Origin of the sequence: Paeniglutamicibacter sp. Y32M11 (assembly GCF_019285735.1) — a bacterium.
Lineage (GTDB): Bacteria > Actinomycetota > Actinomycetes > Actinomycetales > Micrococcaceae > Paeniglutamicibacter.
In genome coordinates this window covers 3859274-3881788 of record NZ_CP079107.1, presented here as the reverse complement: position 1 = coordinate 3881788, position 22515 = coordinate 3859274, and the positions used below count along the sequence as shown (strand labels likewise).

Annotated in this window: 24 protein-coding genes; 16 read left to right on the top strand and 8 right to left on the bottom strand. The window is 61.6% G+C overall.

Translation table 11 applies throughout. The features are described 5' to 3' along the window. Positions 1 to 183 precede the first annotated feature (183 nt). From KUF55_RS17240 to KUF55_RS17220, 5 genes are all read right to left on the bottom strand, one after another. Complete coding sequence (locus tag KUF55_RS17240; RefSeq protein ID WP_218817442.1) at positions 184 to 1230, bottom strand: sulfate/molybdate ABC transporter ATP-binding protein; 1047 nt, start codon at positions 1228 to 1230, stop codon at positions 184 to 186. Continuing rightward, the gene (locus KUF55_RS17235; RefSeq protein ID WP_218817441.1) at positions 1227 to 2045 is read right to left on the bottom strand and encodes an ABC transporter permease; all 819 of its coding nucleotides are present in this window, start codon (positions 2043 to 2045) and stop codon (positions 1227 to 1229) included. The genes KUF55_RS17240 and KUF55_RS17235 overlap by 4 nt, the downstream gene beginning before the upstream one ends. A gap of 8 nt (positions 2046 to 2053) precedes the next feature. Further along, positions 2054 to 2866: a molybdate ABC transporter substrate-binding protein gene (modA, locus tag KUF55_RS17230; RefSeq protein WP_218817440.1), complete on the bottom strand. Its 813-nt coding sequence runs from the start codon at positions 2864 to 2866 to the stop codon at positions 2054 to 2056. Further along, positions 2863 to 3273 (bottom strand): molybdopterin-binding protein, encoded by a 411-nt coding sequence (locus KUF55_RS17225; RefSeq protein ID WP_218817439.1) that lies wholly within the window; start codon positions 3271 to 3273, stop codon positions 2863 to 2865. The genes modA and KUF55_RS17225 overlap by 4 nt, the downstream gene beginning before the upstream one ends. Positions 3274 to 3479: 206 nt before the next feature. Further along, entirely contained in the window at positions 3480 to 3947 is a 468-nt protein-coding gene (locus KUF55_RS17220) for a MarR family winged helix-turn-helix transcriptional regulator (RefSeq protein ID WP_218817438.1), read from the bottom strand. A 128-nt stretch (positions 3948 to 4075) separates the two neighbouring features. On the opposite strand from KUF55_RS17220, the gene KUF55_RS17215 reads away from it, so the two are divergent. The 10 genes from KUF55_RS17215 to KUF55_RS17170 all read left to right on the top strand — a co-directional run bounded on the left by KUF55_RS17215 (position 4076) and on the right by KUF55_RS17170 (position 13913). Next, the gene (locus KUF55_RS17215; protein ID WP_218817437.1) at positions 4076 to 5002 is read left to right on the top strand and encodes an SDR family NAD(P)-dependent oxidoreductase; all 927 of its coding nucleotides are present in this window, start codon (positions 4076 to 4078) and stop codon (positions 5000 to 5002) included. 17 nt (positions 5003 to 5019) lie between these two features. Continuing rightward, a complete protein-coding gene (locus tag KUF55_RS17210; protein ID WP_218817436.1) occupies positions 5020 to 5913 on the top strand; it encodes an amidohydrolase family protein in 894 nt (297 codons plus the stop codon). Then, complete coding sequence (locus KUF55_RS17205) at positions 5910 to 7097, top strand: acyl-CoA dehydrogenase family protein (RefSeq protein WP_218817435.1); 1188 nt, start codon at positions 5910 to 5912, stop codon at positions 7095 to 7097. Before KUF55_RS17210 ends, KUF55_RS17205 begins: the two co-directional genes overlap by 4 nt. A 71-nt stretch (positions 7098 to 7168) precedes the next feature. Then, on the top strand, positions 7169 to 7624 hold the full coding sequence (locus tag KUF55_RS17200) for a MaoC family dehydratase (RefSeq protein WP_132360471.1): 456 nt from the start codon (positions 7169 to 7171) through the stop codon (positions 7622 to 7624). A gap of 224 nt (positions 7625 to 7848) precedes the next feature. After that, a complete protein-coding gene (locus tag KUF55_RS17195; RefSeq protein WP_218817434.1) occupies positions 7849 to 8847 on the top strand; it encodes an ABC transporter substrate-binding protein in 999 nt (332 codons plus the stop codon). A 63-nt stretch (positions 8848 to 8910) separates the two neighbouring features. Then, positions 8911 to 10455, top strand: coding sequence for a long-chain fatty acid--CoA ligase (locus KUF55_RS17190; protein ID WP_218817433.1), 1545 nt, complete (start codon positions 8911 to 8913; stop codon positions 10453 to 10455). A 15-nt stretch (positions 10456 to 10470) separates the two neighbouring features. After that, positions 10471 to 11451 carry an ABC transporter substrate-binding protein gene (locus KUF55_RS17185; RefSeq protein WP_218817432.1) on the top strand — a complete coding sequence of 327 codons (981 nt, stop codon included), beginning with the start codon at positions 10471 to 10473 and terminating at the stop codon, positions 11449 to 11451. Next, positions 11448 to 12290 carry an ABC transporter permease gene (locus KUF55_RS17180; protein WP_218817431.1) on the top strand — a complete coding sequence of 281 codons (843 nt, stop codon included), beginning with the start codon at positions 11448 to 11450 and terminating at the stop codon, positions 12288 to 12290. Before KUF55_RS17185 ends, KUF55_RS17180 begins: the two co-directional genes overlap by 4 nt. Next, positions 12287 to 13060 carry an ABC transporter permease gene (locus KUF55_RS17175; RefSeq protein ID WP_218817430.1) on the top strand — a complete coding sequence of 258 codons (774 nt, stop codon included), beginning with the start codon at positions 12287 to 12289 and terminating at the stop codon, positions 13058 to 13060. Before KUF55_RS17180 ends, KUF55_RS17175 begins: the two co-directional genes overlap by 4 nt. After that, positions 13050 to 13913, top strand: coding sequence for an ABC transporter ATP-binding protein (locus KUF55_RS17170; protein WP_218817429.1), 864 nt, complete (start codon positions 13050 to 13052; stop codon positions 13911 to 13913). Before KUF55_RS17175 ends, KUF55_RS17170 begins: the two co-directional genes overlap by 11 nt. A 105-nt stretch (positions 13914 to 14018) precedes the next feature. Here KUF55_RS17170 and KUF55_RS17165 read toward each other — a convergent pair whose 3' ends face one another. Next, positions 14019 to 14600, bottom strand: a complete 582-nt coding sequence (locus KUF55_RS17165) for a PadR family transcriptional regulator (RefSeq protein WP_168150871.1) — start codon at positions 14598 to 14600, stop codon at positions 14019 to 14021. Positions 14601 to 14713: 113 nt separating this feature from the next. Between KUF55_RS17165 and KUF55_RS17160 the strand changes: the two genes are divergently transcribed. The 4 genes from KUF55_RS17160 to KUF55_RS18900 all read left to right on the top strand — a co-directional run bounded on the left by KUF55_RS17160 (position 14714) and on the right by KUF55_RS18900 (position 18328). After that, the gene (locus tag KUF55_RS17160; RefSeq protein WP_218817428.1) at positions 14714 to 15808 is read left to right on the top strand and encodes an aromatic ring-hydroxylating dioxygenase subunit alpha; all 1095 of its coding nucleotides are present in this window, start codon (positions 14714 to 14716) and stop codon (positions 15806 to 15808) included. A 46-nt stretch (positions 15809 to 15854) separates the two neighbouring features. Then, positions 15855 to 16865 (top strand): PDR/VanB family oxidoreductase, encoded by a 1011-nt coding sequence (locus KUF55_RS17155; RefSeq protein ID WP_218817427.1) that lies wholly within the window; start codon positions 15855 to 15857, stop codon positions 16863 to 16865. A 93-nt stretch (positions 16866 to 16958) separates the two neighbouring features. Next, positions 16959 to 17621 carry an MFS transporter gene (locus KUF55_RS18905; protein ID WP_255557141.1) on the top strand — a complete coding sequence of 221 codons (663 nt, stop codon included), beginning with the start codon at positions 16959 to 16961 and terminating at the stop codon, positions 17619 to 17621. Continuing rightward, entirely contained in the window at positions 17603 to 18328 is a 726-nt protein-coding gene (locus KUF55_RS18900) for an MFS transporter (RefSeq protein ID WP_255557140.1), read from the top strand. Before KUF55_RS18905 ends, KUF55_RS18900 begins: the two co-directional genes overlap by 19 nt. Positions 18329 to 18416: 88 nt before the next feature. On the opposite strand, the gene KUF55_RS17145 is transcribed toward KUF55_RS18900, so the two are convergent. Continuing rightward, positions 18417 to 19166 carry an IclR family transcriptional regulator gene (locus KUF55_RS17145; protein WP_218817426.1) on the bottom strand — a complete coding sequence of 250 codons (750 nt, stop codon included), beginning with the start codon at positions 19164 to 19166 and terminating at the stop codon, positions 18417 to 18419. A 214-nt stretch (positions 19167 to 19380) separates the two neighbouring features. On the opposite strand from KUF55_RS17145, the gene betT reads away from it, so the two are divergent. Beyond that, positions 19381 to 21660 carry a choline BCCT transporter BetT gene (betT, locus tag KUF55_RS17140; protein ID WP_370630998.1) on the top strand — a complete coding sequence of 760 codons (2280 nt, stop codon included), beginning with the start codon at positions 19381 to 19383 and terminating at the stop codon, positions 21658 to 21660. Positions 21661 to 21680: 20 nt separating this feature from the next. Here betT and KUF55_RS17135 read toward each other — a convergent pair whose 3' ends face one another. Beyond that, entirely contained in the window at positions 21681 to 22241 is a 561-nt protein-coding gene (locus KUF55_RS17135; RefSeq protein WP_218817425.1) for a CGNR zinc finger domain-containing protein, read from the bottom strand. Between the two features lie 26 nt (positions 22242 to 22267). On the opposite strand from KUF55_RS17135, the gene KUF55_RS17130 reads away from it, so the two are divergent. Continuing rightward, the gene (locus KUF55_RS17130) at positions 22268 to 22477 is read left to right on the top strand and encodes a hypothetical protein (RefSeq protein ID WP_218817424.1); all 210 of its coding nucleotides are present in this window, start codon (positions 22268 to 22270) and stop codon (positions 22475 to 22477) included. The last annotated feature ends 38 nt before the right edge of the window (positions 22478 to 22515 follow it).

Sequence of the window (22515 nt, the reverse complement as noted above, 5' to 3'; positions counted from 1 at the left end):
GCAGGATCCAAGTCTTTCTACCGGGAGGTCATTGGCCGAAACGCATCGTTGCGCATGGCTCGCGGTGTCCTCGGTGGTGAAGTGTCTGGAACCAGTCTGTGGGCACGCTCACCGTCGATGCATCAACAGTCTCATTGAATGATAATTGTTGATGTGGGTGATCGATGCGAGTGCGGTGCCTACTCAGGCAGGGTAGATGCGCACCGCGGTTGCCTTGAGGACAAAAAAGACCCGCATCCCGGGTTCAAGGGCCAAATCTGCCAGGGCAGCGACGGTGATGTCGGCGGCCAGCTGCCCGGCCCGCACTCGAATCGCATCACCGTGCGGCTCGATCTCGGTGATGGACGCAGTGAGCATATTGCGCGGGCTGCCATGTGGGGGATCCAGATAAATGGAAATATCCGCAGGGGAGAAGGTCGCTGCGGCCAGGGTGCCCGGCGGCAGCGGGGATTCACTGGTACCGGCGATCAACCCGTAGTCGGTATCAATGACTTCATCCCGTGTTGGTCCAGTGATCAGGTTGAGTCCCGAGAGCCCTGCGGCAAAACGCGAACGAGGCCGGTTCAGCACTTCGAGGGTTGGTCCGAATTCGATAATGCGTCCGCCCTCCAGAATCGCCACCTTATCGGCCAACATCAATGCATCCAGCACGTCATGGGTGATGATAATGGCGAAGCGGTGCGCCAATTCGCGCTTGAGCAGTCGACGCATCATGGGCGCGGAATGGATGTCCAACGCGGCCATGGGTTCATCTAGCAGTAAAAGCTCGGGTGAGGTGGCCAACGCGCGGGCCAAGGCAACGCGCTGCGCCTGCCCGCCCGACAGCTGATCGGGGCGGCGAGACGCGAATTCTTCCGTCTCCGTGGCGGCAAGCCAACCACGGGCACTGCTGCGCGCGGCCGCCGCGCGAACCCCCTGACTGCGCTGTCCAAAGGCGACATTTTCCAATGCACTGAGGTGGGGAAAGAGTAGCGGTTCTTGGGCGAGCAGCGCGGTTCCGCGCAAATGTGGGGCATGCCAGGTACGTGTAGGTGCACCGAGATCAAAGAGCACGCGCTCGCCGATGGATGCCCTGCCGGAATCGGGCCGCAACAGGCCGGCAATGATCGCCAGCAATGTTGATTTGCCGGCCCCATTGGGCCCCAGCACGGCCAGCGTCTCGCCGGGTTCACAATGCAGCGAAACCTCGAAGTCGCGGTTGGCAAGGGTTGCCTCGAAGTGAAAGCTCATTGCGGCACCCGACTCTTCCTCTTTTGCTGGGGATTGCCATACGCGAGCCCGACAACCAAGACCGCCACCGCCACCAATACTAGGGACAGTGCCACGGCGGCATCGGCGTCGCTCTCGCGCTGTAAGTAGATTTCCAGCGGCAGAGTCCGGGTGACTCCCTCCAGCGATCCGGCGAACGTCAAGGTCGCGCCAAATTCCCCGAGGCAGCGGGCAAAGGACAATACCGCGCCAGATGCCAGACCGGGTAGTACCAGCGGCAGCGTCACCCGGCGCAATACCGTAGTTGGCCTGGCACCCAAGGTGGCGGCCACGGCTTCATACTTACCGCCCGCGCTACGCAAGGCGCCTTCGAGACTGACCACCATAAACGGCAGGGCCACAAAAGTCTGAGCCAGCACCACGGCGGTGGTGGAGAACGCTATCTGGATACCTGCCACCTCCAGGCCGCGGCCCAGTAAGCCCTGCCGACCAAAGGTATAGAGCAGTGCGATGCCGCCAACCACCGGAGGAAGTACCAGCGGGAGCAGTACGAAGGCGCGCAGAATTCGCTGTCCCGGGAAGCTCCCGCGCGCCAACACCAACGCCAAGGGAATTCCGAGTACGATGCACAGCAGCGTACTGGCCGCCGAGGTGCGTAGGCTCAGGCCCAACGCCGTCAGTGAGGATTCGGAGGTGATCAGGGGGATGAACTGGGACCAGTTAACCTTGGTCACCATGGCGAGCAGTGGGAGCAAAACAAAACATGCCCCCAAGCCGGCCACGGCATAGATCCAGGGGGGAATCGCGGTATACCCTACCGGGCTGCGTCGGTTCATGCCGGGCCCTACGGCGTACCGAACCCCGCGTCGGTCAGGACTTTTTGGCCCGCCGCGTCGGTGATCGAGGTGATGAAGGCATCGGCCAAAGCCTTATTTTTGGAGGTGCTCACGGTGGTGATCGGATAGATGTTCACCGCGGCGGAGGACTCGGGGAATTTGATCCCCCTGACCTTGTCCCCGGAGGACTTGATATCGGTGAGGTACACGAGCCCAGCGTCGGCCTCACCGCTTGTCACCTTGCCCAGGACGTCGGTGACCGAGGATTCCTCGCTGACCGGTGCCAGCGTAATACCCGCGGATTCCTCAACGGCCTTTGTCGCGGCCCCACACGGTACCTGCGGCGCGCAGATGACCAGCTTGAGGCCGGGTTCGACCAAGTCTGCAAGGGAATTGACCGCCGCAGGGTTGGCCGGGGGGACCGCAATTTCCAGAGTGTTGGTGGCGAAGTCGACTGGCGTGTCAGCAACAAGGTCGGCGTCCTGGAGTTTGGACATGTTCTTGGTGTCTGCCGAGGCGAAGACGTCCGCTGGGGCGCCGGCGGTGAGCTGGGTGACCAGGTCCGCGGAACCGGCGAAGCTTAGTTTGATGGTGGTACCGGGGTGTGCGGCCTCGAATTTCTCGGCCAAGGTGGTGAAGGGAGCCTTTAACGAGGCCGCAGCAAAGACAGTGATCTCACCGCTTGGTTCACTGGTGGTGCTGCTTCCCGAGGGGGATTGATTATCCGCGTTGTCGACGGTGCCAAACGCACAGCCGGAAAGGCTGACGATGAGTGCGGTTGCCGCGAGGAGCATGGACACTCGGCGGTAGTGAAGGCTCATACGCCGATCTTTCCCTGCGGGGATTCGATGATGACGGTGGTTGCCTTGACCACTGCGGTGGCGATGGAGCCCAGCTCGAGATTCATTTCGCGGGCTGCTTCGCTGCTCATGAGTGAGACGACGCGGAATGGTCCGCACTGCAACTCGACCTGCGCCATGACGGTATCCATGGTGATTCCGGTGACCAGTCCGACAAAACGATTGCGGGCCGAAGAAGCCGCCGATGAGGGATCATCGGGAAGCTGGGCTTGGCCCCTAGCTAGATGTGCCAGTTCAAGACCGTCAACGGCCAATCGGCCCGAGTCGTCCTTGAGGGGAGTGAGGTTTCCGTTTTCCGTCCAGCGTCGAATGGTGTCATCGCTGACTCCCAGAAAGCGGGCAGCCTCGGAGACTCGAAGTTTCGTCATAACCACATCCTGCCTCATATTCGGATCTTTAGGTGTGTATGAGTCGCAAATTAGATAATTTTACGCTTCTCTGGTTGAACTTGAGGTTTGGGCACCAGGGTGACGGCAGGGCTGCGACGACCTGCATTATCGAAAGAAGTGCCACAAGACGCGGCCGGGCGGGGTCGGTGATCTGCCCTTGTTGGCACGCGGTCGCCACGCCCCTTCTACTCTTGGAAAGCCATGCGCGAGAGGAGGTCGCGCAAGGTCTCCTGCTCGGACGTGCTGAGTCGCGCCATGGCCAGAGCTTCGCCCTCGGCGGTGGCTTGACGGGCCTTCTCATAGAGCTGCACCCCCAGGGAGGTTCCGGTGATGACCTTGGACCGGCGATCCTGAGGGTCAGCCGTCCGCTCCACCAGGCCGCGGTCTTCCAGCAGGTCAATCAGTGGCACGATCTGACTTGGGTCAAGGGAAAGGAACTCGGCTAGTTCCCGCTGGGTCGGCGCCAGATTGCTGCAGGCTAGGGACAGTACGGAGTACGAGCGGACCTTGAGCCCGAGCGGCTCCAGGAGCTTGTTGGCGCGCGATGATCCCAGTGAGCGGGTGCGTGCCGTGAGGAACTCGATGTCCCCTGCCAGTTCGCTGGCTAGGAAGCGGTCGGTGGTGTTCACGCTGGTACCCGGCTTGATCGCCATGGTGTTGCTCCTCGAGATTGATAAGAAACTTAATCGTTGACTTTTTCAAGAGTTTAAGTTGTTATGTATATAACAAGGTTCCCACGAGTAGGTCTGCGGGAGCAATAACTATCCTCGAAGGAGCAGACATGTCGCTGGCTGGAAAAGTTGCAATTGTTACCGGCAGTGGCCGCGGACTCGGCCTGAGCTACGCCCAGGAACTCGCGCGCCAAGGAGCCTCGATAGTCATTAACGACGTCGACGAGAATGTGGCAGCAGAGGCTGTCACCTCGATCACCGCGGCCGGCGGCAAGGCCGTTTCGGTCGTGGCCCCCGTTGGAACTACCGAGACCGCTAAGGCACTAGTCGCCTCCGCCGTGGAGAACTTCGGCCGCCTAGACATCTTGGTCACCAATGCCGGGGTGCTGCGCGACAAGTCGATCCTGAAGATGACCGACGAGGATTTTGATCTTGTCATCAACGTGCACCTGCGTGGAACCTTCACCTGTGTTCGCGAGGCCTACGGATACTTCAAGGAAAATAACATTGCCGGGCGCATCATCGCGATCGGTTCCCCCACCGGTCAGCGCGGCAACTTCGGCCAGACCAACTATTCCGCCGCCAAGGCCGGCATTGTGGGCATGGTTCGTACCTGGGCATTGGAAATGAAGCGTGCAGGCGTCACGGTGAACGCCGTCATCCCGGTGGCCGCCACCGCCATGACCAAGACCGTTCCCTACTTCGCCAAGGCCGTCGAAGCCGACGAGCGTGGCGAGGCCATGCCGGACTTCTTCCGCAAGGTTCTAGGGTTCGGCACCGCCGACGATGTCGCCGGTCTGATCGCATTCCTCGCTTCCGATGAGGCTGGAAAGATTAACGGCCAAGCCATCGGTGCCGGCGGTGACCGCCTCCAGCTGTGGAGCCACCCCGAAGCCATTGAATCCGATTTTAATGACGGCGGCTGGGACTACGCGACCTTGCAGCAACGGTTCCCCTTTGCCGACAAGCAGCAATCTGTTGGCGAGACGTTCCCGGAACTTCCGGCCGAACTGCAGCCCGAACCGGTAGCCAAGTAGAAAGCTAACGTAAGACAATGAGCATCCGTTACGAATCCACCATTAACCTCAACGAGATCACCGCGATCGATATGCACGTGCATCTTGAGGTCGACGAGTGCGGGCACAAGGCCATGCCCGATGATCTCTTCGAGGCCTCGGCAGCGTACTTCAAGTCCGAAGAGCGCACGCCCTCGGTGGATCGCGTCGCCGAGATCTACCGCGAGGCGAAGATGGCGGCGGTGCTGTTCACCGTTGATGCCCGCACCGCGTTGGGCCATGAGCCGAACTCGATCGATGACCTCGTGGCTGGGGCGGCACGCAACAGTGACGTGCTAATTCCCTTTGGCTCGGTCGATCCGCGCACCGGCCCGGCCGCGATCGTCGAGGCGCACCGCCAAGCCAACGAGCTGGGCGTGCGTGGATTCAAGTTCCACCCCTCGCTGCAGGGCTTTGATCCCTCGTCCGAGGAGTTCTATCCCCTGTGGACGGCGTTGGAAGAACTCGGGTTGCCGTGCATCTTCCATACGGGTCAGAACGGCATGGGGGCGGGACTTCCCGGCGGGCGCGGTATCAAGCTGCGCTACTCCAACCCGCTGCTGCTCGACGACGTGGCGGCGGACTTCCCGAAGCTCACCATCATCATGGCCCACCCCTCGGTCCCGTGGCAGGACGAGGCCAACTCGATCGCCACGCACAAGGCCAATGTCTTCATTGACCTCTCCGGCTGGAGCCCGAAGTACTTCCCGGCCTCGCTGGTGAAGATGAGCAACAACGTGCTCTCTACCAAGGTGCTCTTTGGGACTGACTACCCGCTGATCACCCCGGCAAAGTGGCTCGGCGCCTTCGCGGAGTTACCGCTCAAGGACGAGGTGCGCCCGTTGATCCTCAAGGACAACGCGGTGCGGGTGCTGGGGCTGGACAGGAAATGACCGATTTCTACCCGAGCGACCAATACGGCTTCGCCCGGTTGCTTTCCGCCGCAGAGCGCGCGGCACTGCTGCGCCTGCGCGGCGTGCTCGATGAGCATGTGCGCCCAGTACTCAACGACCACTGGGACCGCGGGGAATTCCCGGATGCGATCATCGAACCGCTGGTGCAGCTGGACATGATGCGTCCGGCCGAGGTTTTGACCAATGGCGAGTTGGTCCGCGGCCTCTTCGGGGGCTTCAGGAACTTCGAACTGGCCCGGGTGGATGCCTCGGTCGTCACCTTCTACAACGCCCAGTCCGGGCTGTTTCGCACCACGGTGAACCTGGGCGGCAGCGCCGCGCAGGTCGCCGAGCTGGATCCGAAGATCGCCTCCTACGAGTACAAGGGCGTCTTTGCCCTCACCGAGCCTGAGCATGGCTCGGACATCGCCGGAGGGCTGGAAACCGAGGCGCGGTTTGAGGAGGACGAAAGCGGCGGTCATTGGGTCATCAACGGAGCCAAGCGCTGGATCGGCGGCGCGGCCCAGGCCGATGTGCTGGCGGTATTCGCCCGCGACACCGCCGATTCGAAGGTCAAGTGCTTCCTGGTGCCCACCGACGCGCCGGGCGTGAAGCTGAGCAAGATCGAGCGCAAGACCAGCTTGCGGATCATGCAAAACGCTGACATCGAGTTGGTTGACGTCAAGATTCCAGAGTCGGCGCGGCTGGCGAAGATCAACTCCTTCGCCGACGTTGCGGCATGCCTGCGCAATATGCGCTCGGATGTCGCCTGGATTGCCACCGGTGCTTCGGCCGGCGCCTACGAGGCGGCATTGAAGTATGTGTCCGAGCGCCACCAGTTCGGCAAGCCGCTGGCGTCGTTCCAGCTGATCCAGGAAAAGCTCGCCACGATGCTCACCAACGTGACAGCTTCGCTGGCCATGGTGGTCAGCCTGACTCAGGCCCAGGACGAAGGGATCTATAAGGATGAGAACTCGGCCATGGCCAAGATGTTCACCGCGCGAATGCTTCGTGAAACCGCGGCGTTAGCGCGGGAGGTCTGCGGGGGCAACGGCATCGTGCTGGATTACGACGTCGCCCGCTTCCACGCCGACGCCGAGGCCATTTATTCCTATGAGGGCACCGACGAGATCAATGCGTTGATCCTCGGCCGGGCCATCACCGGCATCGGGGCCTTCCGCTAGAAGCTCCCGCTGCACCACCTGTCAGTTTTCAAACATCTCAAGACCAACCACCTCTAAAAGGAGTACCCATCATGGGCCAGACAGTTCTTTCTTACGAGCAGCTCGCATCCGCCGCCGGCACCGACCTTGGGTACAGCGACTTCCGCACCGTCACCCAGGACCAGGTCAACACGTTTGCCGACGCGACGGATGACCACCAGTGGATCCACACCGACCCGGAAAAGGCCAAGGACGGTCCCTTTGGCGGGCCGATCGCCCACGGCTACCTCTCGCTGAGCCTGCAGATCGCCTTCTGGTCCGAGCTCTTTGACGTCACCGGCGTTGGCACGCGCGTCAACTATGGACTGGACAAGGTCCGCTTTCCCTCGCCGGTCCCGGTGGGCGCCCAGATTCGCATGAAGGCGCAGATCGCCGAGGTTGAAGAGGTCAAAGGCGGCTACCAGATCGCCGTTGACCAGGTCGTCGAGGTCGAGGGTGCCCCAAAGCCAGCCGTGGTTTCCCGTGGGATTTACCGCTTCTACGCGTAGAAACCATCCCAACGTCCGGGGCCCGTTGGGGTGCACCCGGCTCTTGCCGCATCCTGTACGGGGCTCCGGCGAGTGTGACGCCACATCCAAGAATTCATGAACAAAAAAATGACAACTATTGATTTTTTCAATGATTGAGTTTAGATTATCTGATGTGGCAGGGGTCACATCACTCGCGGTTGGGGCGTAGGCGCCTGGGCCATCATTTTCACCAAGGAGCACTCATGAAGAAGCGTCTGTCTACCATTCTCGCTGGGGCATCAATCGCGGCACTCGCGCTAACCGGCTGCGGCCAGGGCTCACCCTCCGGGACCGCCTCCACAGACACAGCCGCTGCCGGTGGGTCCGAATCCGGCGGACTGACCAAGGTCGTCGTCGGGGTCCTGCCGATCGCTCCGTCGGTCGCCATGAAATATGGAATCGACGAAGGCATCTTTGAAAAGCACGGCCTTGACGTCGAGTTGACCACCAGCTCCGCCGGCGCAGCGATGCTACCGGCGGTTTCCACCGGCGATCTGAACTTCGCCGTTGGCAACCCGCTCTCGGTACTGACCGCGGTGGACAAGGGCCTACAGATGAAGATCGTATCGGGCTACTCGAACTCCAAAGCCACGGGTGATGACATCAACGGTGTGGTCGCGCGCGCCGATTCTGGCATCAAAACCTTTGCTGACCTATCCGGCAAAACCACATCCGTCAACGCACTCAAGACCCAGGGCGACCTGACGATCATGGAATCGGCGGCCATCGACGGTGGCGACCCGAGTGCCCTCAAATTCTCCGAGATGCCCTTCCCCGACATGGAAGCCCAACTCGAACGCAAAAACATGGACGCCGTTTGGTTGCCCGAACCGTTCCTCTCCAAGGCGCTAGCCAACCCGGAGAACAAACTGATCGGTTACCCGAACCAGAAAGCCATCCCCGGCCTGCCGACCATGGTCAGTTTCACCAGCGGCAAGTTCGCCGAGGAAAAGCCTGAGGTCGTCGCCGATTTCAAGGCTGCCATGACCGAAACTCTCGCCGCCGCCGAAGCCGACCAGGCCGGTGCCAAGGCGCTGTTGCCGGCATTCATGAAAATGGACGCCAAGGTCGCGGAAAACCTGAAGATGGAGACCTGGGATGGGGCGGTGCCGGCCGAACAGTTGACCAAGCTGGCCGAACTCGCCGCCAAGCACACGTTCCTCTCCAAGGCCCCGGACATCGCAGCCCTGACGGTCAAGTAGTCCTCGGAACAACGTTCGAAGTAGGTGTGCCGGCCGCCCGGCCGGCACACGGGAAAGGTACTCATGCATAACCAAGGGCTGGGCGGCTGGATCCACAAGCGGCGCATCAAGTCGCATGATCAAGCGGCTGTCATCGAGGGCGAGTTGTCCCTGAGCTATGCGCAACTGGCTAACCGCATTAACAAGTTGGCCAACGCACTGCGCGCACTGGACGTGCAAAAGGGCAGCCGCGTGGCCTACCTGGGCAACAACCACTCCGCCTTCCTCGAAACGCTCTTTGCCTGTGGCGGCATTGGTGCCATCTTCGTCCCGCTGAACACCCGGCTGACGCCACGGGAATTGAACTATGCCCTGGTTGACTCCGGTAGTACCGTGCTGATCAATCCGGTCTCACTTGATGACCTGGCCCAGGCAGCCAAGGGTGAAAGCTCCATCGAGCACCATCTGGTGCTCGATGACACACCGGGAGCCGACTCGGCGTATGAGCGCGCACTGACGGCAGCGGATGCCGAATACGTGGACGTCTCAGTGGACCACGAAGACCCGGCCATCATCCTGTACACCTCCGGAACCACCGGCAGGCCGAAGGGCGCGGTACTGACGCACGGGAACATGATTTGGAATTCGCTCAACGTGCTGGTCGACTACGACGTGACCAGCGATGCGAAGGCTCTATTGATCGCCCCGATGTTCCATGTCGCCTCGCTGGGCATGGGCGCTCTGCCGACCCTGCTCAAGGGCGGGACCTTGGTGCTGCAGGATAGATTCGAGCCCTCTGCGGTGCTCGGGGCGATCGAACGCCATTCGATCACCTCACTCTCCGGGGTTCCCACCACCTACCAGATGCTGGCCGAACACCCCGCTTGGGCCACCACCGACATTTCCTCGCTGCGCATGCTGACCTGTGGCGGATCCGCTGTCCCGATGCGCGTGCTCGAGGCCTATGAACAGCGCGGGCTGGGGTTCTCGGGTGGCTACGGACTGACCGAAACCGCGCCGGGGGCCACCTCGCTGCAGGCCGAACGTTCCAGATCCAAGGCAGGCTCGGCCGGATTGGCACACTTCTTCACCGACGTGATGATCGTAGATCCCTCGGGGGACGAACAGCCGGTCGGCGAAACCGGCGAGATCCTGATCTCGGGCCCCAACGTCATCAAGGAATATTGGAAGCTGCCGGAGGCGAGCGAGGCGGCCTTCATCAACGGGAACTGGTTCCGCTCCGGGGACATGGGGCACCTTGATGCCGAAGGGTTCCTCTTCATTTCCGACAGGCTCAAGGACATGATCATCTCGGGCGGGGAGAATATCTATCCAGCCGAGGTGGAGCAGGCCATCATGGAACTCGACGGGGTGGCATCGGTGGCAGTGATCGGTGTCCCGGACGAGAAATGGGGCGAGGTGCCGCGGGCCATCGTGGTCCCCACAGCGGGCACTGAGATCACCGAAAAGGACATCAAGGAACACCTTGACGGACGCCTGGCCAGATACAAGATCCCCCGCACCGTGGTGCTCACCGACGACTTCCCCCGCACCGCTAGCGGCAAGATCCGCAAGACCGATCTGCGCAAGACCTTCGGCGGATCCACACCGTCGGCACACATCCCGTAAGGACACCGAAACCTCATGAAGAATAAACTCACACTCGCAGTGGCAGCATTGGGAATTTTCGCGTTGAGCGCCTGCGGCTCCGGCTCGCCCAGCGGTGGGGCCGCTGATTCCGCGGGGGCATCAGGCGCCGCGGGCCTGGAAAAGATCACCGTGGGCGTCATCCCGATCGTGGACACCGCCCCGATCTTCCTGGGTGATTCCAAGGGCTTCTTCAAGGACGAGGGGCTGGACCTCGACATCCAGACCGCCACCGGCGGCTCGGCCATCGTCCCGGGAATTCAGTCCGGCAGCTACGATTTCGCCTTCTCCAACTACGTCTCACTCATGGTCGCCAACGACAAGGGCCTGAGCATGAAAGTTGTCGCCAATGGCGTCACCACCTCGGGGAACAAGGACGGGGACTTCGGTGCCGTAGTGGTCTCCAAGGACTCACCCATCAAGTCCCCGAAGGACCTGGCTGGCAAGAAGGTCTCGGTCAACAACCTCTCCAACATCGGTGACATCACCGTTTCTCAGGTCGTCAAGGACGATGGCGGGGATCCGAGCACCATCAACTTTGTTGAGGTGCCATTCCCGGAGGCACCGGCGGCCTTGGAAAAGGGCATCGTGGATGCTGCCTGGATCCTTGACCCCTTCCTGGTTCAGGCCAAGGGCGACGGTGCTCGCGCCGTCAGCAACAACTTCTCCGACTTCGATCCGGAGCTTGATATTGCCGGCTACTTCACCACTTCGGCCAAGGTCGCCGCCGAGCCCGAGCTGACAGCCAAATTCCAGCGTGCCATGAACAAGTCGCTCGAATACGCTAACGAGAACCCGCAGGAGGTCCGCGACATCGTGGGCACCTATACCAAGATCGAAGCGGAAACCCGAGAAAAGCTCGTGCTGCCGCGCTACCGCGTGGACATCAACACGGAGGCGGCTCAGAAGCTCGGTGACGCGGCCCAAGAATTCGGTGCGATCACCAAACCCGTTGACCTCGAAGCCCTACTGCCATGACCACTCAAGTTACTGGAGGAGTCACGCGCGCCTCGGTGAAGGCCAAGGCGAGCCGGCCGGCGTCCAAGGGATGGCCGAAATGGGTGTTGGGTTTGATTGGCATCGTGGTGTTCCTGGGACTGTGGGAGCTCATGCCGGTCGTTGGTCTGGTGCAGGCGAAGTACCTGCCACCGGCCTCCGAAGTCATCGCAGCGTTGATTGCCGACTTGGGCCTCACCGCGTTTTGGGTCGCGGTCTGGGACACCATGCTGGCGTGGCTCATTGGATTGGTCATTGCCGTGGTTGCTGCGTTGGTGCTGGGTCTGGTCATTGGGATGTCGCCCTTCTTGCGCCGTTTGACGAACTCGAGCATCGAGTTCTTGCGTCCAATTCCCTCGGTCGCGTTGATCCCGCTGGCGGTGCTGCTCTTTGGCATCAAGCTCGAGTCTTCGCTGCTGCTGATCGTGTACGCCTGCTTCTGGCAGGTCCTCATTCAGGTGCTCTACGGAGTGGCGGACGTGGATAACGTGGCCATGCAGACGGCACGCTCCTATGGGTTCTCCTATGTGCAGCGGGTGCGAGATGTTGTGTTCCCGACGATGTTGCCGTACCTGATGACCGGTATTCGTTTGGCCGCCTCGGTGGCGCTGATCCTGGCGATCACCGCGGAACTGCTGATTGGTTCTCCGGGATTAGGTAAGGAGATCGCCTTGGCACAGTCCGGTGGCGCGATTTCTGGGATGTATGCGTTGATTCTTGCGACCGGCTTCTTGGGTGTTGGTATCAATGCCGTGACGCGCATTGTTGAGAAGCGGGTGCTGTCCTGGCATCCGTCGGTTCGCGGGGAGGCGACGGTATGAAAACCCTGAAATCTGTTGGTTTCCTTCTGGGCTTGCCGATTATTTTGTTGCTCTGGTGGTGGCTGGCCACCTCCGGTGCCCCGAACTTCTTTGCTCCCACGCCGGCCAAGCTGTTGACGACGTTTGTGGAGACGTGGATCGGTGAACGGCTGATCACCGATGTGTTGCCCAGCATCATGCGGCTGGTTATTGGTGTACTCGCCGCGATTGTACTGGGCATTGTCTTAGGGTTGGCGGTGGGTTTGAACCGCACCATGCGTGCGGTGACCGAGCCGGTGTTCGAGTTCTTCCGGGCGTTGCCGCCTCCGGTGTTGGTTCCGGTGTTGATGCTTTTGGTGGGCATCAATGATGGGATGAAGATCGCGGTCATCATCTCCGGCTGCATCTGGCCGGTGCTGTTGAACACCATCGAGGGTGTGCGTTCCATTGACCCGGTGCAGAATGAGACCTCTCGTTCTTACGGGATCTCTGGGTTTGCTCGGATCCGCTATCAGATCCTGCCCTCGGCGACCCCGACGATTATGGCCGGGGTGCGCCAGGCGTTGTCGATCGGGTTGATCTTGATGGTCATCTCCGAAATGTTTGCCTCGTCCTCCGGACTGGGCTTCACGATTGTGCAGTTCCAGCGTTCCTTCGCGGTCCCCGAAATGTGGTCCGGCATCGTGGTCCTCGGTTTGATCGGTGTGGCCTTGTCCTTTATTTTCCAAGCGGTTGAGCGGCGCGTGTTGCGTTGGTACCACGGCCTGAAAGAGGTTGAAAATGCTGTCTAACAACCCCACGTCCCACGCTGGTGGGCGTACCTTGCCCGAGGGTGAGGCCTTGCTTTCGGTACGGAACTTGAAGAAGGTTTATCACACGGATGCCGGTGACATTGAGGCGGTGCGGAACCTGACCTTCGATCTGGGCCGTGGCGAGTTGGTGTGTTTGGTCGGGCCTTCGGGTTCGGGCAAGACGACGCTGCTCAAGTGCATTGCCGGGCTGCTAAATTCCACCTCCGGAGAGGTGCGGCTTGACGGGCAGGCCATCACTGGTCCTCCGAAGAAGATGGCGGTGGTGTTCCAGGAATACGGGCGTTCGCTCTTCCCGTGGCTGCGGGTGGCGGAGAATGTGGAGTTGCCGTTGAAGAATGCGGGGGTTCCCAAGGAGGAGCGCAAACGTTTGGTGGCCGAGGCATTGGAAGCGGTGGGCCTGGCCCATGTTCCCAAGTCTTACCCATGGCAGCTCTCCGGTGGTATGCAGCAGCGGGTGGCGATTGCCCGTGCGGTGGCGTACCAGCCCGAGGTGCTGTTGATGGATGAGCCCTTCGCCGCGGTTGATGCGCAGACTCGTGCGGATTTGGAGGATCTGATTCGCAGTGTGTGGAAGAAGCTGGGCGTGACGGTCCTGTTTGTCACCCACGACATCGACGAGTCGATCTACCTGGGGGAGCGAGTGATCATCCTGTCCTCCTCGCCGACGATTGTGCAGGAAGACATCCTCATCGACTTGCCCGCCGAGCGTGATCAGTTGGAGACGCGGTCGTTGCCGCGCTTTACCGAGTTGCGGCACCATGTGTATGCGGAGATTCAGAAGGCGAAGCAGGGGCACCGCCCTGAAGAAGCCATCACGATGGTAGCGAAATAGAAAATTCGCAACCTGCGAGGACCCTTTCGTGTAGCCCCCACCCGGTGGCGACGCGAAAGGGTCCTCTCTTGTTTTACGGTTCAGCCCAAAGAGAGCTTCAGCGTCTCAGTCGTTGAGTCGGTCAATCAGGGTGAGTCCGCGCTTGGCCCAAGCGATTTCGGCTTCGGCCTGGGACATAAGGCCCTCATAGGTGAAGAGCTTGTACGCGCGGGTTTTTTCTTGGTCCGCTGCCGAAGTGTGGGCCAGCCGGCGATTGAGCATGGTGCTGGTGCCGTCCTCGATTTCCTTCACTGTCTCCCGCCATTGTTCGAGCAGTCCGGCGTGGTGGTCGATGTGTGCTCGCAGCTGTTCGCGGGCGGCTTCGGGTTCGGCCCATTCTAGGTAGGCCGCCTTCAGGTGTGCCGGGTCGCGGGTGCGTGCATATTCCAGTGGGGTGTTCATCCAGGACGTGAACGCCTCCCGGCCGGCAGCGGTGACGTGATATTGGCGCTTGGTGCCGCGCGGTCCCCAGGGGATGTCCTCGCCCTCAAGTAACCCGTTGGCCTCCATGCGCTTGAGGGCCGGATAGATCTGCGAATCGGGGGCATGCCAGACATGCCCAACTGAGGACTCGAATTTCTTGTGCAGGTCGTATCCGGTCATGGGCTCGACAACGAGCAGGGCCAGTAATGCGTTGGGAAGACTCATGGCAACTTTCCGATACTTAGGTGTTGCAAATCACTATATCGGTAGTTAGTCTGTAACGAACGCAACTAACTATGTCGATAGGTAGTTAGCTACCGTATCGAAAGGAAAATCCCATGACCGTCGTCTCTGCGACCAGCTCCACCACCAACAAGGTCCTGCCCCACCCGCTGAACGCTTGGTACGTGGCGGCCTGGGACCATGAGGTGACGCGCAAACCGATGTCTCGCCGCATTGCCAATCGACCGGTGGCTCTTTATCGCACCGAAGACGGAAATGCCGTGGCGCTGGCCGACGCTTGCTGGCACCGTTTGGCGCCGCTGTCCATGGGAAAGACCATGGAAAAGGACACCATCCAGTGCCCCTACCACGGCATCATCTACAACTCGGCAGGCCGCTGCGTCTCCATGCCGGCCCAGGAAACCATCAACCCGTCCGCCACGGTTCCTTCGTTCCCCATCGTGGAGCGCTACCGCTACGTGTGGATCTGGATGGGCGACGCCACGCTGGCGGACCCGGACCTGATCCCGGACATGAGTCAGATGTCCAGCGACGAATGGGCAGGGGATGGGTTGACCATTCACGCCGCCTGCAATTTCCAGCTGGTGCTGGATAACCTCATGGACCTGACCCACGAGGAATTTGTCCATTCCTCCACCATCGGCCAGGAAGAGCTCAGCGAGTCCGACTTTGTCACCGTTCGGGAGGGCAACAAAGTGACGGTCACCCGCTGGATGCACAACATCGACGCCCCGCCGTTCTGGCTCAAGAACATGCGCGACAAATTCCCAGGCTTCGAGGGCAAGGTCGACCGCTGGCAGATCATCAACTTTGAGGCCCCCTCCACCATCAATATCGATGTGGGCGTGGCCAAGGCGGGAACCGGTGCGCCGGAGGGCGACCGCAGCCAGGGCGTTAACGGCTTCGTCATGAACACCATCACCCCGGAAACCGATCGGTCCTCCCATTACTTCTGGGCCTTCATGCGCAACTACGCCCTGGACAGCCAGCTGATCACCACACAACTGCGCGACGGCGTGCATGGCGTCTTCGGTGAAGACGAGGAAATGCTCATGGCCCAACAAGCAGCCATCGATGCCAATCCCGACTACGAGTTCTACAACTTGAACATCGATGCCGGAGGCCTGTGGGTACGCCGCATCCTAGAATCCATGCTGGCGGCCGAGGGCCGTCTGACTCCTTCCGCCTAAGCGCGGTTAGTGCCCCGGACAATCAAGGAAAACGGACAGAATCCCCATGGCAGCAACAAATATTGAAACCTGGCAGTCGGCCATCGTCATCGAGGTTATTCCGGTGGCCGAGGCCATCGCCCGCATCGTCCTGGAGCCTTCCCTGCCGATCAAGGCGGAACCTGGTTCCCACATTGACCTGATGGTCCAGATTAACGGGGAATCGGTCAAGCGCTCGTACTCGGTGGTTGAGGCCGCCGCTGACGGAACCCGGCTGGTGATCAGCGTGATGAAGGCGCCGCTCTCGCGCGGCGGGTCGATCTTCATGCACTCTCTCATCCCCGGAACACGACTGGAAATCACCCAGCCGCTGCAGAACTTCCCGCTGCGCATCGGCGCGCAGCGCTACATCCTGCTGGCCGGCGGCATCGGCATTACCGCCATCGCGAACATGGCTGCCGTACTCAAGCGACTGAAGGCCGACTACACGCTGGTCTACGTGGGGCGCAGCCGCGAGGCCATGGCCTACCTGGGAGAGCTGGAAGAACTACACGGGGACCGGCTTGAGGTTCACATCGATAACGAGGGGTCCTCCCTGAAGGTCCCCGAACTGGTGGGCCGCGCGGATACCGGCACCGAGCTGTACATGTGCGGGCCCATCCGGCTGATGGACGCGGTGCGCCGCGGTTGGGTCGAGCGCGAGCTGGATCTGCCGAACCTGCGCTACGAAACCTTTGGCAATAGCGGCTGGTATGACCCCGAAGAATTCATCGTGCGCGTCCCAAAGCTGAGCTTGGAGGTCACCGTCCCGCAGGGCCGCTCCATGCTTGAGGCCCTCGAAGACGCCGGGGCGGAAATGATGTTCCACTGCCGCAAGGGCGAATGCGGACTCTGCGAGGTCCGGGTCATTCAGCTGGCCGGAACCATTGACCACCGCGACGTGTTCTATTCCGAACGCCAGCAGCGGCTCTCGACCAAGATGAACTGCTGCGTCTCGCGCGCGGTCACCTCCGCCACCGGGGCCAAGGCCGATGCTGCGCACACGGGACCGGCGATCATCACCATCGAACCGAACTAGAGACCACCCCAAGCGACACCTCACCCCCGCGGGCATCACGCCGAAGCCTCCAAGGGTGATTTGTCGCGCCCAAAAATCCGGAAGAAAAACACCATGAACATCAGAGACCGCATCGACGCCTCGCCCATGTCACCGTTCCAGTGGGTGGTTGTTGGCGTCTGCACCTTCCTCAACGCCCTGGACGGGTTCGACGTGCTGGCCATGGCCTTCACTGCCAACCGGGTTTCCACCGAATTTGGGCTCAGCGGCTCCCAGCTCGGTGTTCTGCTCAGTGCCGGACTGCTGGGCATGGCGGCCGGTTCCCTGTTCCTGGCCCCCTTTGCCGATGTCTTCGGGCGCCGCCCGATGCTGCTGTTCACCACGGGGCTGGCGGCTGCGGGCATGTTCCTGTCCTCCACCGCGCACTCGATCACCGAACTGGGGTTGTGGCGCGTGGTCACCGGACTGGGCGTCGGCGGCATCTTGGCCTGCACCAACGTGATCACCAGCGAATACTCCAACAAGCGCTGGCGCGGCATGGCGGTGAGCATCTACACCGCAGGTTACGGCGTCGGTGCCACGCTGGGAGGTTTGGCCGCGGTGTCGTTGCAGGCCAGCTATGGCTGGCGTGCGGTCTTCGTCTTTGGCGGCATCGCCACCACGCTCGCCTTCCTGCTGTTGCTGGCGGTGGTGCCCGAATCCGTTGACTTCCTGGTGACCAAGCGGCCCCGCGCGCCGAGAAACGACTTGCTGCCCTGGTGCTCAAGCTTCGTCTGAGTGCTGACACAGTTCTACTGCCCGAGGTGGATGGCCGCACCCCGGTGCGCGGCGTCAAGGGACAACAGCTCACTGCCCTGTTCGCCCCGTCCAATCGCCGCGCCACCACGCTGATTTGGGTGGCATTTTTCGCCACGATGTTCGGCTTCTACTTCGTCAACAGCTGGACTCCGAAGCTTTTGGTCACCGCGGGCATGAGCGAAAGCCAGGGTGTGATCGGTGGTCTCATGCTCACCCTGGGTGGCACCTTCGGATCCTTGCTCTTTGGGGTGCTGACCACCAAGTGGCAGGCGCGCAAGGTGCTGCTCGTCTTCACGGTGCTCTCCTCGATCACCATGGTGGTGTTTATTTCGGCCGTGGGCATCCTGGCCCTCGCGTTTGTTATGGGCATTGTGGTGGGCATGCTCATCAACGGTTGTATCGCCGGTCTGTACACGTTGGCCCCTGCTTCTTATGCCCCGCAAACCCGCGGCACCGGAGTTGGTTGGGCCATCGGCATCGGGCGCTTCGGTGCCATCCTCGCCCCGCTGGCGGCCGGCTCCCTGCTGGATGCCTCGTGGACGCCCGGACAGTTGTATCTTGGCGTGGGTGTTGTGGTGCTGGTGGCGGCAATCGCTGTTGGATTCATGCGCTCACCAAAGGGCATCATTCCGGGTGTTTCAGCCGATATGCACGCACACGAAACCACCGGCAGTCACGGTCGGTAGGAGGCATATCCGAGACACATGGACAATAGGCGCTGGTCGAATATGTCAGGATCCCGCGTCGCTTCGGCGACGGGAATTGGCCCAAGGGTCAGTTTTCCGCGGCCGGGCCCAACGCCCGAGCGATGCCGCGCGCCGCGGTCCGCAAGGCCATGACGGCCGCCGGCAAAAGGTCGGATCCGAGGGGGACCACCACGGACAAAACAGCCGATGCGTAACCACGGTCATCGAGGATCGGAACGGCGGCTCCGGTGGTGCTGGTGTCGATGAATCCGTCGAAGGTTGCGTATCCGTTGCGACGAATCTGGGCCAGTTCATGGCGCAGTTTCGGGTGTTGGGCCAGCATGGTGTCCCCATGGCGTTCTATGTACCCCTCCAACACGTTGGTGGGGGAGTAGGCCAGCAGTGCCATGCCCATGGAGGTCAGGTGCACCGGCATACGCCCGGCAACATTGGCCTGGTTGATGACGGAGCCGGGGCGGGAGAGGCGCTCGATGACAAGCACATCGTCCTCGTGCAGCACCGCGAGTTGGGTGTTTTGCCCCAGCAGCTGGTTGATGTCCTCCATGAAGGGAAGTGCCGCCTGTCGCAGGTTGAGGGTGGAGGCGCTGCGGTTGGCCAATTCCCACAACCGCAAGCCGAGGCGCACCTGCCCGTCGGCATCGCGCGCCAACAGTCCGTGGGACACCAGATTCTCCAGCAGTCGGTACGTGGTCGCGCGCGGAACATCGGCTCGGCGGGCCAAGGCAGTGACCGTCAGTGTGGGATTTTGCGCGTCAAAGGCGTCTAAGATCCGCACCAGGCGGTCGAGCATCGAGTCCCCGCTCGGAGAATTTGCCATGAAATTCATCTTAGTTGAGTCGACTGGTTGCCGGATATCCGCCGCTGCCGCGCGGGCACCGGGTGCGGTCCCGGTGACCACAAAAGTTGTCGGATTTCGTGGCTCCGGGCCTACGATGAGGAGGCAAACGCAACAGGCGTACCCCACATTCGAACCTCGATGTGCGGGCCAGCCGGGGCGCTAGCGGTCTCCGATGAGGGCGGCCGTGATGCGAATGTGCCGAGCGAAGGAGAATGACGTGACCGACGGTGACGACGCACAAAAAGCGAAACACGAAGATCTTTTGGCGATGGTGAAACGCGGGCGCAGCGGGGCGATCGAACCCCCCAAGCCCAAGAGCTCCGAGGAGAATCGGGCTCCGATCTCCAGCAGTGAGCTGAGCAAGGCCCCGGCCGAACTGGCCGAGGACAGTGGCCCCCGGGTCAGATGGCGCGTCTTCATTATTTCCGCGGCCATCGTGCTGGCCTTCTCCATCTGGGCCATGCTCGCGCCGACGCAGGCAGAAAACACCATGCACTCGGTGGTCACCTGGATCGCGATCAACCTCGGCTGGTACTACGTCTTGACCATCACCATCGTCATCCTCTTTGTCCTCTGGGTGGCCTTCTCCAAGGAAGGCGGAGTGCGACTGGGGCCGGATCATTCCCGCCCGCAGTACAACCTCTTCACCTGGGTCGCGATGCTTTTTGCCGCGGGTGTGGGGATCGATATGCTCTTCTACTCGGTGACCGGACCGATCACCCAATACATCACCCCGCCAGCGGCGACACCCGAATCTGCCGCGGCCGCCCAAGACGCCGTGGTCTGGACGATGTTCCACTACGGCATCGCCGGCTGGTCCCTTTACGCGCTGCTGGGCATGGCGATGGGCTACTTCGCCTACCGCTGGGGCATGCCGCTGTCGATCCGAGCCGTCCTCTATCCCTTGCTGGGCAAGCGGGTGCGTGGGGCGACGGGGGATGTCATTGACATCTTTGCCCTCGTGGGAACCGTCTTCGGGGTGGCAACCTCGATGGGTATCGGCGTGGTGCTGCTCAACGTCGGTTTCTCCTGGCTCTTCGGCTTCGAGGAAGGCCTGGCGCTGCAAATAGCGCTGGTGCTGGTCGCCGTGATCATGACCGTTGCCGCCTGCGTCTCGGGAATCGATAAGGGCATCAGGCTGATTTCCGAGCTCAACTTGTGGTGCGCCGGAGCCATGATGGTCTACATCCTCTTCGCCGGCGATACCGCCTTCCTGCTTAATGCGATGATCGAAAATATTGGCCGCTTCATCTTCACGCTGCCCGAGCGCACGCTGGCGACCTTCGCCTATGAAGCCGACGGTGCCGCGTGGATGGGCAGTTGGACCCTCTTCTTCTGGGCCTTCTGGATGGCCTGGGGCCCCTTTGTTGGGCTCTTCTTGGCGCGAATCTCACGTGGGCGGACGCTGCGCGAATTTGTTATCGCGGCCATCACCGCACCGGTGCTCTGCGACTTCTTCATCGTCTCGATCTTTGGCAACAGTGCCATGCGCGAGGTGCTGGATGGCAACTCGGGCTTTGCCCAAGAGGCCATCGATTCTCCCGAGCACGGCTGGTATGCGCTACTGGAGATGTTCCCCGGCGCACCGTTCCTGATCGGTCTGGCCACCCTGTCCGGACTGCTGTTCTACCTGACCAGTGCCAACTCCGGTGCGATGGTGATGTCCAACTTCTCCTCCTCAATCCCGGATCCGTCGGTGGACGGCGCCAAGTGGCTGCGCATCTTCTGGGCGCTGGTTACCGCCGTGGTCACGGTGGCCATGCTGGTGGCCGGAGGTGTGACAACAATGGAGTACGCAACGCTGATCTTCGCCCTGCCGGTCACGGTGATCGCCTACCTCGTGATGGCGTCCTTCGCGAAGGTGCTGCGGATGGAACGGGCCGAGCGCGAGGGGCAGGTGCTGCGCCGCCGGTCGGTGGCCGCGCACGGCGGAGCCGCCCCGGAGAAGACCTGGCGCCAGCGGTTGGCACACCTGCGGGCCTACCCGTCGAACAAATCGGTGGCCCAATTTGTGGACAAGGTGGTGCACCCGGCCCTCGCCGAGGTGACGCGGGAATTCACCATGCTGGGCTATGACTCGATGCTCACCAGCGCACCCAATGCCGAGACCGGCATTGATGAGCACACCCTGGTTGTCACCATGGAGGGCCAACGCAATTTCCATTACCAGGTGGCCGCGGTCGAAGCTCCGGTGCCGATGTTCGGTGCCCGCAGTATGTCGCGCGAAATCGACGTGTACTTCCGTCTCGAGGTGTTTACGCTCACCGGCACGGAGGGTTATGACCTCATGGGACTGAGCCAGCAGCAGGTCATCAACGACGTTCTGGATCGCTTTGAGGCACACCTGTCGTTCCTGCAGTACTCATCCGAGCACGACTTGGCCTCCACGATCACTCCGCCACCCCCGGCCACCGGCACGCTCCCGTTGGTGCCCGAGGACCCCGGGCCTGAGGGTGGCAAGGGTAGCCGCTAGCGCCGGGCGTTACCCCCGGATCAGCCGCGAGCGGTTGATCCGGGGGATATTCCGGTGCGGGCGCGGTGCCGGCGAACCGCTGCCCGGTTCGCACAGCGCACCGAGCAATATTGCTGGCGGCCGTTGCGAGTGACATCGATGACCACCTTGGTGCAGGGATCGCCCGGGGCCTGTCCAGCGGCGCAGCGGCCCATGCGGTGCATGCCGCGAGTGGAAAGGTGCAGTGCCGTTCCGACGCCGAAAATCGCGCGCAAAACATAGGGCAGGGTTTGGTTGGCATCGCGGTAATGCAGATGCCAGCCCTCGTTGTTGTGGTCAACCAGCCGCGGGTAGGCGGCCGCGGCGGCCATCTGCTCATTAAGCAGATTGGCCCGTTCTTGGGGATCTGCCGCGTCCACCACGCGCAACCAGTCCGTCACTACCTCGAGGGTCAGTCGGTGGTCGTTCGGGGCGTGCGTGAATTCCATGGTCATACCGAATTCGCGGGTTCTGGCAATGATGCCGTCTCTGTCGGTGGGCGGATCATTGGCCAGCGAGGCGGCCAGCAGGACCGCATATTCTCCGTAAGGGTTGAGATGCATAAGGCCATTACAGCATAGTAGTTTCCATGATGCACACAGACGCCACGCAGACCTTTTCTCACCCGCAGCAGACGATTGCTCACGAGCACGCGTGGATGCTCGAGTCGGCCCACAATACCTCCGATGGCATGGTGCTTTATGTGCGCTGTGGAGCGGGCTGCGAGGCTCGTCGGATCGACCGCCAGGGGCATATTGAGACTCCACCCAGCGCGGTGAGCAGGGTGGTGGGCGGTTGAGCGTTAATGCCGCGGCCCCCAAGTGTGCACCATAAATC